Here is a 13,723-nt window from a genome sequence, read left to right as displayed (position 1 = left end):
ATGAACAGGTGAGGAGAGTCAACCACCGCGGCATTACGCCGGTGTTTCGCACGCGCGACCCGCGCATCCGTGCGCGTGCTCACGGCCGTGTCGAATGCGCGAGAACTCGCCGAGTGCACGCCCTCGAGACCGTCGCCTCCTCGTTCACTCGCCGAGAACGCGTGCACTTGCCGCACCACCGGCGCAGCCCGGGAACCCGGGCCGGCGTCAGAGCGCGAGCTCGGCGGCGGTGTCGAGGGCCGCCTCGATCGAGCGCATCCAGCCGTCCTTGAGCGCCTGCTTGGTGTCGCCGTAGACCGAGGCGCCGTCGACGAGGTTGCTGGATGCCGCGCACACCATGCCGGCACGCATCCCCCGCAGGCGGGCGACGACGTACATCGCCGAGGCCTCCATCTCCATGTTGAGGATGCCCATGCCGTTCAGCTCCGCGATCAGCTCCGGCGTCTCGGCGTAGAAGGCGTCGCTCGATGTGCTGATCCCAGTATACGCGCGCGTGCCGGCGGCCGTGGCGATCCGCTCCGCGTTCCGCTTCAGCGCGAGCGTCAGCTCGGCATCCGGCAGCGACGGGAAGCCGCGAGGGAGGTACGCATCGGTCGTGCCGTCCATTCGGTAGCTGCCTTCGCTCACGAGGAGGTCGCCGGGCGCGATGCCCGACTGCAGCCCCGCCGACGACCCGACGCGGATGACGCTCGTCACGCCCACGCGCGCGAGCTCCTCGACCGCGATGGCCGTGGAGGGGCATCCCATACCCGTCGAGGTCGCGGTGATGTGACGCCCCTTGTACCAGCCGGTCATGGTGCGGTGCTCCCGGTTGTGCGCGACCTCCCGCACGTCGGTGAGGAACTCCGCGACCAGCGGCACGCGGAACGGATCGCCCGGCAGCAGGGCGACGCTCGACACCTCACCCGGTGCGATGCCGATGTGGTACTGACGGGTGTCGAGGCCGGCTTGCGACTTGTCGACGGGAGCGGGCGTGGTGGACATGGTTCTCCTTCGGGTGCAGCGTCGGATGCGCTGGTGTCCCCGCCCTGAACCGCCCGGAATCCGGTGCTCGGCCGAGAGGCCATGGTTGATAGGACCGCGTCGCGCGGCAGGCTAGCACGAGCGCGCCGGCGACTCCGCGCCGTTCGCGCCGTGACGCGCGCGATCGCGGGTGTCGTGCAGCGGGCCCGTCGTCTCGCGGAGGGGTGCGCCCGTGCCTCCGTGTCTGGCGGCGACGATCTCCGCCAGCGCCGCGATGGCCGTCTCGTCGGGTGAGTGTCCGCCGAGGTCGAGTCCGAGGGGCATGTGGATGCGCGCGATCGCGTCTGCGGACACCCCCCGCTCGGCGAGGAGGTGCGTGCGCCGGGCGACGGTGCGGCGTGCGCCGAGCGCTCCGACGAAGCCCACCGGCAGCGTGATGGCGGTCTGCAGCGCTGGGATGTCCAGCCGCTCGTCGTGGGTGAGGACGCACACCGCCGTGCGCAGATCGACGTCTTCCGGACCTTGGTCGGCGAGGTAATCGTGGGGAGCGGCGACGACGCGGCGTGCGGCATCCGGGAAGCGCTCCGCGGTGACGAGCACCTCCCACGCGTCGACGATCGTCACCGCGAACCCCGCGACGGTCGCGATACGGCACAGCGCCGCAGCGTGCTCGCCGGCGCCGGCGATGATGAGTCGCGGGCGCGGCGCGCGACTGAGCGCGACCATCTCCGGTGGGGTGAGCGTTTCGGATGCCGGCCGCTCACAGGCCGGGTCGGTGGAGGCGGCGTCGACGGCGGGATCCAGGCGCCGGCTCTCGCGGAGGAGGGCTGCGCGGGCGAGGTCGGCCTCGAGCGCGGCGGGGAGTCCCGAGGCGTCGTGGGACGCATACGCGCGTCCCGCGTCGGGCCCCCTGGTGATGAGGCCCACGGTGATCGCACGGTCGGCGTCCTCGCGCTCCAGCACATCGGCGACGACAGGGTCGTCGACGCCGATGGGGTAGGCGAGCACGTCGATGCGGCCACCGCACGCGAGCCCCGCTGCCGGAGCGTCGCGGTCGGACAGGCCGTATGTCGCGCGATGGGCCGATCCGGTCGCCAGCGCGAGACGGGCGAGCACGACGGCATCGGCCTCGACGCATCCGCCCGAGATCGAGCCGATCACCTCGCCCTCGACGGTGACCGCCATCGACGCCCCGACGCCGCGCGGCGCGCTGCCGGGAACTCCGATCACCGTGACGACGCCCAGGCGCTCGCCGGCGCGCAGGCGGCGGTGCGCCTCGGATCCCAAGCCCAGCATGCCGTCACGCTACCCCCGTCGTGTTTCCGGCGCGCTACGCTTCCACGCCATGGGAGACCGCGCCGTGCCGATCGTCGGGCTCGTCCTCGCCGCCGGTGCCGGCACGCGATTCGGCGCTCCCAAGGGCCTGGCGCGAGACGCGGCGGGAACCCCATGGCTCGTGCGGGCGGTGCAGGCCCTGAGCCGAGGAGGGTGCGACCGCGTGCTCGTCGCGGTCGGCGCGCGAGGCGACGAGGTCGCGGGCCTCGTGCCGGCGGGGGCCGAAGTCGTGCACGTCGCCGACTGGGCGGCCGGCCTGTCGGCCACCTTGCGCGCGGGCCTTGTTGCGGCGAACGGCGCGGCGGTGGGTGGCGTGACGGCGCCCGGGGTGACGGCGGGCGGGGTGGCGGCCGTCGTGGTGCTGCCGGTCGACGTGCCCGACGCGCCAGCAGCCGCGGTGCGTCGGGTGATCGACGCCGCGGGAACGGACGTCGCCGGCGCCCTGGTGCAGGCGTCTTACGCCGGAGCCCCGGGTCATCCGGTGCTGCTCGGCGGCCGCCACCTGGATGAGATCGCCCAGCAGGTCGCGGGCGATGACGGCGCCCGCGCCTACCTGCGAGCCCACGCCGTCACGCGCGTCGACTGCGGCGACCTCTGGTCGGGCGCCGACATCGACACCCCCTGACCCGCCGCCACGTCCCGCGCGGCGCTACGTCCCGCGCGACGCCGCATCCCGTATCGAGCCGCGCTGCCGTGAACAACGCAGGAGATTCCTCGGTCCAGCCGCCGGAATGGCCCTGTGGCGGCCTTCGCGGCGCGGATCTCCGGTGTTGTTCGCCACGTGACGGCGTGCCGTCCGGCGGAGTCGGCGCGACTAGCCTGGGAGGGTGGAGATCCTCGCTGCCGCCGTGCTGTTCGTCAACGCCGTCTTCAACGTCGTGGTGTGGCCGCGCTTCTATCCGCGCATCGCGAATGATGCTCGCGCGACCGACGCGAGCGGGAAGCGCACGACGTTCTATCGCGTGCACGTCGTGCTCATCACGATCGCGCTGATCCTCGCCGCGCTGTCGATCGTCGCCGGCGTGCTCGTTCTGCTCTAGAGCCGCCCGGACACACCCGAGACCTGGCACACGGTCCGAGACCTGGCCGCACGCACCCGGTCTCGGAAAGACAGCCCGCTCTCGGGTGTCGCGGATCAGCCGCCGAAAACGACGTTCAGCGGCGCCTGGCCTGCGGCGAGCCGTTCGATCTGCGTTCGCACGAGCGCAGCGATGCGCGGCGTCATCGCGGTCGTCGCGCCGCCGACGTGCGGCACGATCAAGACGCCCGGCAGCGTCCACAGCGGATGGTCTGCCGGCAGCGGCTCGGGATCGGTCACGTCGAGCGCGGCACGGATGCGCCCGCGCGTCACGTGGTCGACGAGCGCATCGGTGTCGATCAGGGGTCCGCGTCCGACGTTGACCACGAGGGCGTCGTCGGGAAGCGCCGACAGGAAACCGTCGTCGATGATGTGGCGCGTGCTGTCGCCGCCGGGCAGCGAGGTGATGACGATGTCGGTGTGCGGCAGCAGCTCGCGCATCTCGGCGACGCCGTGCACGCGCACCCCGTCCTCGTCGCGCGCGCGCGAGGCGACGGGCATGATCTCGACCTCGAAGCCCGACAGGCGGCGGGCGATGGCCTTTCCGACGCCGCCGTAGCCGAGCACCATGACGCGCCGGTCGGCGAGGCTGGGGGCGACGAACGGCTCCCACTGACCGTGCGCCTGCGTGCGTGCGAACCGGTCGATTCCGCGCTGTGACGCAATGGCGAGTCCGACGGCCAGCTCCGCCGTCGACGTCTCGTGCACGCTCGAGGCGTTTGCGAAGCGTATGCCGTCGGGGACGAGGTCCTCGACGCCCTCGTAGCCGATCGACTGCGACTGCACGAGCGCCACATCTAGTCCGCTCAGATGCTCCAGCACCGATTTCATCGACATGTACGGCGGCACGACCATGTCGAATCGCTGCTGCGGGGCGGGGCCGTCCATCGGCCATACGACCACCTCGACGCCTTCGGGAAGAGGTTGGATGTCGTGCGCGAGGCGCTCGGTGGGGACGCTGACGACGAGGGATGAGGTGCCGGAAGTCACCTCGCCACGCTATCGCGTGCGCGCAGATCGGATGCGGTCGGCGCCGGTGGGCGATACGCTCGCGCCGAGCACACGCCGTCGGCGTGACGAGGAGGCCGAGATGACCATTCCCGAGATCAACTACTGGGCCGTGTTGATCGCGACTCTGTCTTCCATGGTGGTGGGGTCGATCTGGTACACGCCGAAAGTGTTCGGTACACGGTGGGCCCGGCTGGCGAAGGTCGACATGGACCGGCCCGCCGCGACCGCGCTGTGGCCGATCATCACGACCCTCATCGTGAGCTTCATCACCGCATGGGTGCTCGCCGGTGCCGCGACGATCGCGTGGCACTTCTACGGCGGCGGATACCTGTGGGCGACGCTGGCCACCTCGGTGATCCTCTGGGCGGGCTTCACCGCGGCGCGCTTCATCACCCACGACGCGTTCGAGGGTCGCCCGACCTCATTGACGGTGCTGAACATCGCGCACGAACTGGTCACGCTCGTCGTCATGGCGATCATCATCGGCGTCTGGCCCCCGGCCGGCACCGTCTGATCCCGCTCTCCCGCCCTCCCGCGGCCCGACGAGCCGCTTTCGCGATTCGTTTGTCACGCGATGTCGGCATCCCCGGCGGATGCGACATCCCGTGACAGGTGAACCGGGGAACGCGGGGCGGGGCGGGGCGGGGCGCGGGAAGGCGCCCCGGGTGACGTCAGGCGGCGGCGACGAGAGTCGAGACGGCCGAGGTGAAGAAGGACAGGCCGTCGACGCCGGAGCGCATCGCCGCAGCTGTGTCGGGCCCGAAGCCGGCCTCGACGGCATGTTCCGGATGCGGCATGAGACCGACGACGTTGCCGCGCTCGTTGGTGAGACCGGCGATGTCATTGAGCGAGCCGTTGGGGTTGACGCCCAGATAGCGGAAGGCGACCAGCCCCTCTCCCTCGATGCGCGCGAGGGTGTCGGCGTCGGCCGTGTACCCGCCGTCGGCGTTCTTGAGCGGGATGACGATCTCCTGCGCCGCGGTGAACTGGGCCGTCCAGGCGGTGTCGGCGTTCTCCACGCGCAGCCGCTGATCGCGGCGGATGAATTGCTGATGGGCGTTGCGGATGAGCCCGCCCGGCAGCAGATGCGCCTCGACGAGCATCTGGAAGCCGTTGCAGATGCCGAGGATGGGCATTCCCGCCGCGGCGGCGTCCTTCACCTCGGCCATGATCGGCGCGAGGGCGGCGATGGCTCCGGCGCGCAGGTAGTCGCCGTAGCTGAAGCCCCCGGGCAGGACGAGTGCATCGACACCGTCGAGGTCGTGCGAGCCGTGCCACAGTGCGACGGGCTCTGCGCCGGCGAGGGCGATCGCGCGTCGCGCGTCGACGTCGTCGAGGGAACCCGGGAAGGTGATGACCCCGATGCGGGCGGTCACTCGACCACCTCGATGCCCACGACGTCTTCGATCACGGAGTTCGACAGGATCTCATCGGCGATCTTGCGCGCCGAGGCGAGCACCTCGTCGGTGACCTCGCCGTCGACGGTGAGCTCGAACCGCTTGCCGATGCGGACGTCCGAGAAATCGGTGTTGCCGAGGCGCCCCAGGGCGCCGGAGACGGCCTTCCCCTGCGGGTCCAGCAGCTCGGCCTTGGGCATGACGTCGACGACGATGGTGGGCATACGAGGCTCCGGATGTCGCGGGCAGGGATCGCGACCATCCTATCTGCGCGGGCCGCGTCTCCGAGCCCGGCGATGGCAAGGAGAGGGTGTGGCCGCGGCCCCCACCGCGGCCACACCCTGTCGAAGGCCGCATCGTCCCCCGGACACCCGCGCCTCCGCTGACGGCGCGGATGAACGCCGGTCAGTCATCGTCGCCGCGGCCGGATTCGACGGGCGAGCCTCGCGGCCCCCACTTCGCCCGAGGTCGAGACGGCGGCGACGTGCACCAGTCAACGGGACAGGGCGGTCAGCGCCCCGGGTCGACGCCGATTCCGGACACTCCCGGACAGACAGATCGCGTTCGCGGGCTCGCTCGGGTCGCCGTGTGACGGTGGAATCGATACCTGCCGATTCGGTGTCGTAGCATCAGGATCACTGTGCCGGGGGGGGGGGCATCGGGGGAGACGATGACAGAAGAAGAGGATGCGTCCACGCGCGCATCTGCACCCTTCGACGCGATCGCCGCGGACCTCCAGCGCCTCCGTATCGAATCCGGCGACGTGTCGTACGCCGACATCGCTGCGCGGATCGCGCGCCGGCGAGAAGCCGAGGGCGCGAGCCCGGCGGGAGCGCGGATCGCCCGCTCGACGGTGTACGACGTGTTCCGGCCCGGCCGGCGGCGCATCAACGCCGACCTCGTCGCCGAGATCGTCCTCGCTCTCGGTGGCGACGAGCAATCCGCCCGCGACTGGCGTCGACGCTGTCTGGCGGCGCGAACCGACCGTGGGGCGGTCGTGGGCGCAGAGGGCCCGGACTCGGATGCCACCGACACGGCCTCGCTGACCACGGCCGCCGACACGGTCCCGTCGCCCAGCACCGGCGCCGTTCCGAGCCCGGGCCAGACGGTCAGCACCAGCCCGCCGCCCAGCACCGGCATCCCCAGCACCAGCCCGACACCCAGTGCCGGCGCGGCACCGACGACGACGCACGCGGACGCTGATGGCCCCACCCTGGCCACGCTGCGGGCGAGCCTGATCGTCGCGATCCTCGTGGGGTCGGTGGGATTGAACCTGTTCGGCACCGCGGTGGCGGGGGAGCTGCGTCTGCCCGTCTACCTCGACATGATCGGCACGGCGACCGCGGCCTTCGCCCTCGGGCCCTGGTACGGCCTGGCGGTCGGGGTGTCCACGAACCTCCTCGCGGCCCTCATCACCTCTCCCGAGACCATGCTGTTCGGGCTCGTCAACGCCGCCGGTGCGGTGCTGTGGGGATACGGGATCCGCCGGTTCGCCCACACGATCCCTCGCTTCGTCGTGCTCAACCTCGTCGTGGCACTCGTGTGCACCCTCATCGCCGCTCCGTTGAACGGACTGCTGTACGACGGAGACGGGTCGGGCCACGTCACCGACGCGTACATCACCGCACTGCGTACCGCGCAAGGCATGTGGCTCGCCGTCTTCTCCGTCAACTTCCTCGCATCGCTTGCCGACAAGCTCATCGCCGGGTTCGCGGCGCTCGCCCTCGCGCGTCTGGTCGCTCCTCTGCGGCTGCGAGACGAGCCCATCCCGCGACTCCTCCGCCCGCGATCACGCCGCCGCTGAGGCTGTATTCCACGTCATGAATGTGGCGTGACGCCGCGTCCGAGTAGCGCGTGACCAAACCGTGATCAGGGTGGGAGCGCTCCCTTGACATCGTGAGAGCGCTCCCGTAGCGTCTCTCCTCGTTCGGTGAGAGCGCTCTCATGACTTGCATGCGGCGAGCACCGGCATCCACCAGGACCCACACCACAAAGGAGTGACCCGTGAAATCACGCGCCTTGCGCCGCGCCGCTGCCGCGGCAGCCGCGGCATCCGCCACAGCCCTCGTCCTCGCCGGCTGTGCCGGCTCGTCGGACTCGTCGAGCAGTGGCTCGGGCGATGAAGAGGTCGAGCTGACGATCGCCACCTTCAACGACTTCGGCTACACCGATGAGCTCCTGCAGGAGTACATGGACGAGCACCCGAACGTCACGATCGTGCACAACCGCGCGGCCACCTCGAATGACGCCCGCGCCAACTACTTCCAGAAGCTCGGCAAGACCGGCCTCGCCGACATCGAGGCCATCGAGGTCGACTGGCTGCCCGAGGTGATGGAATACGCCGACCTGCTCGCCCCGGTTCCCACCGACCTGTCCGACCGCTGGCTCGACTGGAAGGTTGAGGCCGCCACCGACGCCGAGGGCAACCTCATCGGATACGGCACCGACATCGGGCCCGAGGGCGTGTGCTACCGCTCCGACCTGTTCGCCGAGGCGGGCCTGCCCACCGATCGCGACGAGGTCGCCGCGATGCTCGAGGGCGACTGGTCCACCTACTTCGAGATGGGCGAGCAGTACGTGGAGGCCACGGGGAACGCCTTCTTCGACTCCGCCGGCGGCACCTACCAGGGCATGGTCAACCAGCTGCCCGCTGCTTACGAAGACCCCGAGACGGGGGAGATCACCGCGACCGAGAACCCCGAGGTCGCCGACATCTACGACCAGGTGCTCGAGGCGAGTGCGGACCAGTCCGCCCACCTCGGTCAGTGGTCCGACGACTGGTTCGCCGGCCTGTCCAACGGCGCCTTCGCCACCATGCTCTGCCCGGGCTGGATGCTCGGCGTCATCGAGGGCAACGCAGCCGACACCACCGGCTGGGACATCGCGAACGTCTTCCCGAACGGCGGCGGCAACTGGGGCGGGTCGTACCTGACCGTCCCCGGCAACGGCGCCAACGTCGAGGCCGCGCAGGAACTGGCCGACTGGCTGACCGCTCCCGAGCAGCAGATCAAGGCGTTCGAGGCCGCTGGAACGTTCCCGAGCCAGAACGAGGCGCTCACCGACCCGACGCTGCTGGAGGCGACCAACGCCTACTTCAACGACGCACCGGTCGGATCGATCCTGAGTGACCGGGCCAACGCCGTCACCGTGTCGCCGTTCAAGGGCGAGTACTACTTCCAGATCAACGACGCGATGCAGCAGGCGCTGACCCGTGTCGAAGACGGGACGCAGGACGCCCAGACCTCGTGGGACCAGTGGGTCTCCGAAGTCGAGCTCATCGGCTGACACCCTTCGGGGGCGGGTGCGAGCGCGCACCCGCCCCCGAAGCGACGAGCGCCCCCGCCGTATCGCACGCATGAAACGAGGACCGTCGTGACCGCGACAACCACCCCGCCGAAGGCCCCGAGCCGGCGGAGCGAGACCCCCGAGCCGGAGCGCCCCGTCAAGCGGATCGCCTTCGGGCATCGGCTGAGCACCTGGGACCTGAAGTTCTCGCCCTACCTCTACATCTCGCCGTTCTTCATCCTGTTCGCGATCGTCGGGCTGTTCCCGATCGCCTACACCGCGGTCATCTCGTTCATGGACTGGGACCTGGTGCGAAACGCGGGCGAATTCGTCGGCTTCGAGCAGTACGGCTGGATCCTCGGGAACCCGAAGTTCTGGATCGCCCTGCGCAACACCTTCAGCATCTTCCTGCTGTCATCCATCCCGCAGCTGATCGCCGCGATCTTCATCGCCGCGATGCTCGACCAGAACATCCGCGCCAAGACCTTCTGGCGCATGGGGGTCCTCGTCCCCTATGTCATGGCTCCGGTGGCCGTCGCCCTCATCTTCAGCAACCTGTTCGGCGACCAGTACGGCCTCGTCAACACGACCCTGCAGAACCTCGGCATCCCCGCCATCCAGTGGCACTCGGATGCGTTCGCCAGCCACATCGCGATCGCGACGATGGTGAACTTCCGCTGGACCGGTTACAACACCCTCATCCTGCTGGCGGCGATGCAGGCCATCCCGCGCGACTACTACGAGGCCGCGACGGTCGACGGCGCGGGCAAGGTGCGCCAGTTCTTCTCGATCACCGTGCCGAGCCTGCGCCCGACGCTGATCTTCGTGATCATCACCTCCACCATCGGCGGTCTGCAGATCTTCGACGAGCCGCGCATGTACGACCAGTACGGCACCGGCGGGCCGAACTCGCAGTGGCTGACGATCACCCTCTGGCTCTACAACATCGGCTGGGGCGAATGGAACTTCGGCCGCGCCGCCGCCCTCGCGTGGATCCTCTTCATCATCATCCTGCTCATCGGCGTCATCAACCTGTTCGTCACCCAGGGGCTGGTGCGCACCGAAGGAACCCGCACCACCCAGACCCGATCCGAACGCCGCGCCGCCGCCCGATCCGCCCGGCTCGCCGTGCAGAGCGACGCTCGTGCGCGTGCCGCATCCGCGACCGGCCCGACCCGAGAGGACGAGCGATGAGCACCACCACCACTCCTCCCGTCACCATCGCCGACAGTGACATCCCCGCCGAGGAGAAGCGACGCCCGCGTCGCCGCCGCGCGATCCGCGGATCGCGACCGGGCTGGTTCGTCTACGGTGCGCTGGCGATCGTGCTCGGCGGGTCGCTGTTCCCCTTCTACTGGTCGTTCCTCATCGGATCCGGCGACGCCTCCACCATCCGCGACCCCGACATGTCGTGGCTGCCCGGCGGCAATTTCATCGACAACGCCCTCGCGGTCGTCAACGACCCGGCCGTGAACTTCTGGCTCGCGCTGTGGAACTCCATCTACAGCTCGGCGCTCATCGCCCTGTCCGTCGTGTTCTTCTCGACCCTCGCCGGCTGGGCCTTCGCGAAGCTGCGGTTCCGCGGTGCCAACTGGCTGCTCGTCTTCGTCATCGCCACGATGGCCGTGCCGATGCAGCTCGGCGTCGTTCCGCTGTACATCCTCTTCGCCGACCTCGGCTGGACCGGCCAGATCGGTGCGATCATCGTTCCGGCACTGGTGACGGCATTCGGGGTGTTCTGGATGACGCAGTACCTGCGCCAGTCCGTTCCCGACGAGCTCATCGAGGCGGCGCGCGTCGACGGTGCGACATCGTTCCGCACCTTCTGGACGATCGGCCTGCCCGCCGCGCGCCCGGCCGCCGCGATGCTCGGACTGTTCACGTTCGTGACCGCCTGGAACAACTTCTTCTGGCCGTTCATCGTGCTCGACCGGCAGAACCCGACGCTGCCGGTGGCGCTGTCGCTGCTGCAGTCGAACTACTTCGTCGACTACTCCATCGTGCTGGCGGGCGTGCTGCTGGCGACCATCCCCCTGTTGATCCTCTTCGTGTTCGTCGGCAAGCAGCTGGTGAGCGGCATCATGGCAGGAGCCGTGAAGGGATGAGCACCATGACCGCCACCACCTCCCGAGAGGACTCCCCCCGGATGACCGCCCCCTCGCGCCCGTTCCCGTCGGACTTCCTGTTCGGCGCCGCCACCGCGGCCTTCCAGATCGAAGGCGCGGCCCGCGAGGACGGTCGTCGCGACTCGATCTGGGACGCGTTCTGCCGGGTGCCCGACGCCGTGATCAACGGCGACAACGGCGACGTCGCCTGCGATCACTACCACCGCTACCGCGACGACGTCGCGCTCATGTCGGACATGGGCCTGAACACCTATCGCTTCTCGACGTCGTGGTCTCGCGTGCGGCCCGACGGCGGCGCGGTGAACGCGGCCGGCGTCGACTTCTACAAGCGTCTCGTCGATGAGCTGCTGGATGCCGGCATCCTGCCCTGGCTCACCCTCTACCACTGGGATCTGCCGCAGGCGCTGCAGGAGAAGGGCGGGTGGGCGAACCGCGACACGGCAGCCCGCTTCACCGAGTACGCGCTCGACATGCACGACGCCCTGGGCGACCGGGTGCGCGTGTGGACGACCCTCAACGAACCGTGGTGCTCGTCGTTCCTCAGCTACACCGCCGGCATCCACGCCCCCGGTCACTACAGCGTGGAAGAGGGCCTGCTCGCCTCGCACCATCTGCTGCTCGGGCACGGACAGACGATCTCGGCGCTCCGTGAGCGCGACGCGTCGCTGAACCTCGGCATCACGCTGAACCTCACCGTCGCCGACGCCGTGGATCCCGCCGACCCCGCCGACGCCGACGCCGCGCGTCGCATCGACGGACAGTTCAACCGCTGGTTCCTCGATCCGATCTTCCGCGGGGAGTACCCGGCGGACGTGGTCGAGGACATCCGGCGAGTGGATGCCGACGCCGTCGCCGCGTTCGAGACCGCCGTGCGGCCGGGCGACCTCGAGACGATCGCGAGCCGCATCGACTCGCTCGGCGTGAACTACTACCACGGCGAGTACGTGGGCGGTCACGAGCCGGAGGTCGCACCCGTCGGCGGCGATGCGCCCACCGCGCGTCCCGCGCACTCGGCGTTCCCCTCGCACGAGGGCATCTTCTGGCACGAGCGGGGACTTCCGCGCACCCCGATGCAGTGGGAGGTGCAGCCGGAAGGACTCACCCGCCTGCTGCAGCGGGTGTCGGCCGACTATGCGGGCCCGGCCGGGACGGCGCTGTACGTCACCGAGAACGGCGCCGCCTACGACGACGTCGCGATCGTCGAAGACGGCGAGACCCGTGTGCACGATGCCGACCGCGTCGAGTTCCTGCGCGGACACTTGGGCGCCGTGCTCGACGCGATCGAGGCCGGTGTCGAGGTCGGCGGGTACTTCTACTGGTCGATGCTCGACAACTTCGAGTGGGCGTGGGGCTACGAGAAGCGGTTCGGCATCGTGCGCGTGGACTACGCCACGCAGGAGCGGGCCGTGAAGGACAGCGGTCGCGAGTACGCTCGCATCATCGCCTCGCGCGCGCTGTGATCCCGCACCGCCCGATCGCGCAGGCGTAGGGAAGGAGTCGTGGTGACCACGTCGTCCGCAGCTCGCGGGGCCGTCACGATCGAGGAGGTCGCCGCCGAGGCCGGGGTGTCGAGGTCGACGGTGTCACGCGTCGTCAACGGTTCCCCCGCCGTCAGCCCGGAGGCCGTCGAAGCGGTCACCCGCGCGATCGCCGACCTCAACTACGTGCCCAACCGCGCCGCGCGCACCCTCGCCAGTCGTCAGACCCACGCGATCGCGCTGATCGTGCCCGAGGACACCACGCGGTTCTTCGGGGACCCGTTCTTCGCCTCGGTCGTCTCCGGCATCAATGCACGCCTCAGTCAGTCCGACTACGTGCTCAACCTCGTGATCGCGAGCGACGACCCGGGCGACAAGACCACGAGCTACATGCGCTCGGGTGCGGTCGACGGCGCCATCGTCGTCTCCCACCACACCAGCGACACGTACCTGGATCGCATCGCTGCCGCCGTCCCCGTCGTCTACGGCGGCCGTCCCGTGACCACGCGCGAACGCGACTACTACGTCGACGTCGACAACCGCCGCGGCGGCTACGAGGCGACCGCGCACCTGATCGGCAAGGGCCACCGCACGATCGCCTCGATCAGCGGCCCGCTCGACATGCCGGCGGCGATCGACCGCCTCCAGGGGTATCGCGATGCCCTCGCCGCCGCCGACCTCGCCGAGGGAATCGTCGAGGACGGCGACTTCACCACCGACGGCGGCGCCGCCGCGATGCGCCGCATGCTCGCGGCGGGTCCCTGCCCCGAAGCGATCTTCGTCGCGAGCGACCTCATGGCGCAGGGTGTGCTCAGCGTGCTGGCGGCCGAGGGCATATCGGTTCCCGGTGACGTCGCGATCGTCGGGTTCGACGATTCCCCGGTTGCGACATCCGTCACCCCACGGCTGACGACGGTTCGCCAGCCGTCGTTCGAGCAGGGCGAGCAGATGGCGAGCATGCTGCTCGACCGCCTCGCCGGGCTCGAGCCTGCCCACGTGACGGTGCTTCCCGCCGATCTCATCGTGCGCGACTCCGCCTGATCGCTGCAC

13 protein-coding genes and 1 pseudogene are annotated in these 13,723 nt (G+C 70.0%); 9 read left to right on the top strand and 5 right to left on the bottom strand.

All coding sequences use genetic code 11. From position 1 onward, the window contains the following. Positions 1-207: 207 nt before the first annotated feature. Together ACGG9C_RS09695 and ACGG9C_RS09690 are read right to left on the bottom strand one after the other, a co-directional pair. The gene (locus ACGG9C_RS09695) at positions 208-984 is read right to left on the bottom strand and encodes a nucleoside phosphorylase (RefSeq protein ID WP_194384302.1); all 777 of its coding nucleotides are present in this window, start codon (positions 982-984) and stop codon (positions 208-210) included. A 111-nt stretch (positions 985-1,095) separates the two neighbouring features. Continuing rightward, complete coding sequence (locus tag ACGG9C_RS09690; protein ID WP_194384303.1) at positions 1,096-2,259, bottom strand: XdhC family protein; 1,164 nt, start codon at positions 2,257-2,259, stop codon at positions 1,096-1,098. Between the two features lie 49 nt (positions 2,260-2,308). Here ACGG9C_RS09690 and ACGG9C_RS09685 point away from each other — a divergent pair, with 49 nt between their 5' ends. Both ACGG9C_RS09685 and ACGG9C_RS09680 read left to right on the top strand, forming a co-directional pair. Then, on the top strand, positions 2,309-2,923 hold the full coding sequence (locus ACGG9C_RS09685) for an NTP transferase domain-containing protein (RefSeq protein WP_228480891.1): 615 nt from the start codon (positions 2,309-2,311) through the stop codon (positions 2,921-2,923). A 202-nt stretch (positions 2,924-3,125) separates the two neighbouring features. Beyond that, positions 3,126-3,338, top strand: a complete 213-nt coding sequence (locus tag ACGG9C_RS09680) for an SCO4848 family membrane protein (RefSeq protein WP_194384304.1) — start codon at positions 3,126-3,128, stop codon at positions 3,336-3,338. 95 nt (positions 3,339-3,433) lie between these two features. Here the strand turns inward: ACGG9C_RS09680 and ACGG9C_RS09675 are convergent, their stop codons facing one another. After that, a complete protein-coding gene (locus ACGG9C_RS09675) occupies positions 3,434-4,366 on the bottom strand; it encodes a 2-hydroxyacid dehydrogenase (RefSeq protein WP_228480892.1) in 933 nt (310 codons plus the stop codon). A gap of 100 nt (positions 4,367-4,466) precedes the next feature. Here ACGG9C_RS09675 and ACGG9C_RS09670 point away from each other — a divergent pair, with 100 nt between their 5' ends. After that, positions 4,467-4,901, top strand: coding sequence for a DUF1761 domain-containing protein (locus tag ACGG9C_RS09670; protein ID WP_194384305.1), 435 nt, complete (start codon positions 4,467-4,469; stop codon positions 4,899-4,901). Between the two features lie 157 nt (positions 4,902-5,058). Here ACGG9C_RS09670 and purQ read toward each other — a convergent pair whose 3' ends face one another. Both purQ and purS read right to left on the bottom strand, forming a co-directional pair. After that, the gene (purQ, locus tag ACGG9C_RS09665) at positions 5,059-5,763 is read right to left on the bottom strand and encodes a phosphoribosylformylglycinamidine synthase subunit PurQ (protein ID WP_071043411.1); all 705 of its coding nucleotides are present in this window, start codon (positions 5,761-5,763) and stop codon (positions 5,059-5,061) included. Further along, the gene (purS, locus tag ACGG9C_RS09660) at positions 5,760-6,008 is read right to left on the bottom strand and encodes a phosphoribosylformylglycinamidine synthase subunit PurS (protein WP_194384306.1); all 249 of its coding nucleotides are present in this window, start codon (positions 6,006-6,008) and stop codon (positions 5,760-5,762) included. The genes purQ and purS overlap by 4 nt, the downstream gene beginning before the upstream one ends. A 446-nt stretch (positions 6,009-6,454) precedes the next feature. Here purS and ACGG9C_RS09655 point away from each other — a divergent pair, with 446 nt between their 5' ends. The 6 genes and pseudogenes from ACGG9C_RS09655 to ACGG9C_RS09630 form a co-directional block, all read left to right on the top strand. Then, positions 6,455-7,588, top strand: a complete 1,134-nt coding sequence (locus ACGG9C_RS09655) for an ECF transporter S component (RefSeq protein WP_194384307.1) — start codon at positions 6,455-6,457, stop codon at positions 7,586-7,588. A 200-nt stretch (positions 7,589-7,788) separates the two neighbouring features. Then, positions 7,789-9,069, top strand: a complete 1,281-nt coding sequence (locus ACGG9C_RS09650) for an extracellular solute-binding protein (protein WP_194384308.1) — start codon at positions 7,789-7,791, stop codon at positions 9,067-9,069. 87 nt (positions 9,070-9,156) lie between these two features. After that, positions 9,157-10,263, top strand: coding sequence for a carbohydrate ABC transporter permease (locus ACGG9C_RS09645; RefSeq protein WP_390178594.1), 1,107 nt, complete (start codon positions 9,157-9,159; stop codon positions 10,261-10,263). Continuing rightward, positions 10,260-11,174 (top strand): carbohydrate ABC transporter permease, encoded by a 915-nt coding sequence (locus ACGG9C_RS09640; RefSeq protein ID WP_071043406.1) that lies wholly within the window; start codon positions 10,260-10,262, stop codon positions 11,172-11,174. Before ACGG9C_RS09645 ends, ACGG9C_RS09640 begins: the two co-directional genes overlap by 4 nt. Positions 11,175-11,179: 5 nt before the next feature. Further along, on the top strand, positions 11,180-12,655 hold the full coding sequence (locus tag ACGG9C_RS09635; RefSeq protein ID WP_390178593.1) for a GH1 family beta-glucosidase: 1,476 nt from the start codon (positions 11,180-11,182) through the stop codon (positions 12,653-12,655). 30 nt (positions 12,656-12,685) lie between these two features. Next, a pseudogene (locus ACGG9C_RS09630) lies at positions 12,686-13,714 on the top strand (LacI family DNA-binding transcriptional regulator); the annotation flags it as partial. Positions 13,715-13,723: the final 9 nt, after the last annotated feature.

It is taken from the genome of Microbacterium sp. MTN4-26, from assembly GCF_042846595.1.
GTDB classification, from domain to species: Bacteria; Actinomycetota; Actinomycetes; order Actinomycetales; family Microbacteriaceae; genus Microbacterium; species Microbacterium luteum.
The sequence above is the reverse complement of the archived record's forward strand: the minus strand, read 5'-3'. Positions and strand labels throughout refer to the sequence as shown.

Excerpts from the sequence above, each read along its gene's own strand:
- purS (WP_194384306.1), bottom strand. The coding sequence starts at position 6,008 with ATGCCCACCATCGTCGTCGACGTCATGCCCAAGGCCGAGCTGCTGGAC.
- ACGG9C_RS09670 (WP_194384305.1), top strand. The coding sequence starts at position 4,467 with ATGACCATTCCCGAGATCAACTACTGGGCCGTGTTGATCGCGACTCTG.
- ACGG9C_RS09685 (WP_228480891.1), top strand. The coding sequence starts at position 2,309 with ATGGGAGACCGCGCCGTGCCGATCGTCGGGCTCGTCCTCGCCGCCGGT.
- ACGG9C_RS09635 (WP_390178593.1), top strand. The coding sequence starts at position 11,180 with ATGACCGCCACCACCTCCCGAGAGGACTCCCCCCGGATGACCGCCCCC.
- ACGG9C_RS09640 (WP_071043406.1), top strand. The coding sequence starts at position 10,260 with ATGAGCACCACCACCACTCCTCCCGTCACCATCGCCGACAGTGACATC.
- ACGG9C_RS09655 (WP_194384307.1), top strand. The coding sequence starts at position 6,455 with ATGACAGAAGAAGAGGATGCGTCCACGCGCGCATCTGCACCCTTCGAC.
- ACGG9C_RS09690 (WP_194384303.1), bottom strand. The coding sequence starts at position 2,259 with ATGCTGGGCTTGGGATCCGAGGCGCACCGCCGCCTGCGCGCCGGCGAG.
- ACGG9C_RS09695 (WP_194384302.1), bottom strand. The coding sequence starts at position 984 with ATGTCCACCACGCCCGCTCCCGTCGACAAGTCGCAAGCCGGCCTCGAC.